This window comes from Bartonella sp. AA1HLJMS (assembly GCF_042197445.1).
GTDB lineage: Bacteria > Pseudomonadota > Alphaproteobacteria > Rhizobiales > Rhizobiaceae > Bartonella.
This window is the reverse complement of sequence record NZ_JBHIRW010000158.1, coordinates 1-1,641: the sequence shown is the minus strand read 5'-3', so window position 1 is coordinate 1,641 and position 1,641 is coordinate 1. Positions and strand designations below refer to the sequence as shown.

Sequence of the window (1,641 nt, the reverse complement as noted above, 5' to 3'; positions counted from 1 at the left end):
CTTTCCACTTTGGTAATCACATTATTAACCTGTTCAGTCAATTTATTCTGAACATTCGTGATAGAACTTCCAACACCGGCAAGTGCATCCGCTACATCAGGATATTCTTTGTTTTCTGTTTCGCCATCATCCTTAACGGACTTAACAGTAAATTTAGGAGCGGTCCACGCGCCATTTTCATATTTAGCGCCACCACCTAAATACTTGGCTATATTCGTGGCTACAGTTGTAACATTTTGATTTGTAGTAAACAACTGAGAACCATTGACTGCTTCCGTCGACTCTTCCGAAAGCATTCCAGCGCCCACACCTGAAATGGTCCGAGGGTCGCTTTTAGGGCCGCTAAAATCAAGATCAAATCGTTCCCATAGATCCTTACCAATAGTGATAACTTTTGTCTCATCATTTTTCTTAAGAAGAATACTGCCTCTTACATCAGCAACTTCATTTCTTACGACACTTTCTAAGTCTTTTAACTGTCTAAGATTAACTGCATCGGTAGATTCACTCCCAGCTGCTACGCCTGTAATTTGTCGCGTTATACCCTTAGCAAAATTACCAACACTCACTGCGCCCCGCGTACTTTTCCATTGCGCCTCGGCGCTTTGTGAAGGACCCTGCAACAAAGAAGTGTAACCCAAAGCAGAGGCAGCCCTATCAGATACAGAATCGCTTCCTAGAGCAACACTTCCTTCTGCCGTTGCTTCTGAATAAAAACCCAAAGCAGTAGCATTCTTTGCGGCTGACTTTGCACGATGTCCTATAGCAGTCGTAGCATATTCCAAAGCTTTAGAAACAGAACCAACAGCCGTTGAATAATCAGCCTTCGCAGTTGTATAATCATCTTTAGTATCTTCAGAACCTATTGCGATACTATGCTGGCCCAAAGAGTGCGCCGAGCGCCCTATAGAAATACTACTCAAACCTGTCGCCTTTGCTGCATACCCCAAAGCGATAGCATTTTTTGCTGTCGCCTGTGTAAAGGCACCTACACCTACACCATTATCAGCTGATACTGTTGCATTAGTACCAATACCAATCCCCTCATAATTTTCAACATAAGCTGATAAACCGATAGCTATCGCTCTTTCAGCTAACGCACGTGCAGCGTAGTAATAACAGTTTTTGCCTTCACAGTCTTGCTTATTGCCTATCGCAATAGACGACACAGAGGGCGCATTCGCCCCCTCACCCAACTCAATACCTCTGTCACCACCTCGCTGCAGTTGACTAACAGGAATGAGTTGTCTTGTTGTCAAAGCATTTGTCGTCAAAGCATTTATTGTGGAATTATTATCACTGTTACTAGAAAGAGTATTGATGAGAAAATTTGCGTAGTCACTGGCAACATCCACCTTAGGTGTCGTCGCAACACTCAACGCTGTTATATAATTTTCCTTTGATGCACTAGAAGCCTCTAAATCACTGTTATCGCGATCATAAGCAGAGATAACATTTTGTGGAGCTCCTACAACAGCGCTCTCGACACCTTCAAGGAACATTTTGCTTAAATCGACATTTGCCGAAAAACTAGGAGTAACATTCGATAAGAATGTAGCCGCTATAGCCAACGAAAGAACTTTAACAAAAGAAAAACGAGAACGTTTTAATTCACTCGCAGCTTGTGGGGCATATAATTTT

Annotated in this window: 1 pseudogene; it reads right to left on the bottom strand. The window is 42.7% G+C overall.

Annotated features, from left to right (window positions below):
- Positions 1-1,641 (bottom strand): annotated as a pseudogene (locus ACFIQE_RS10195) (hypothetical protein); the annotation flags it as partial.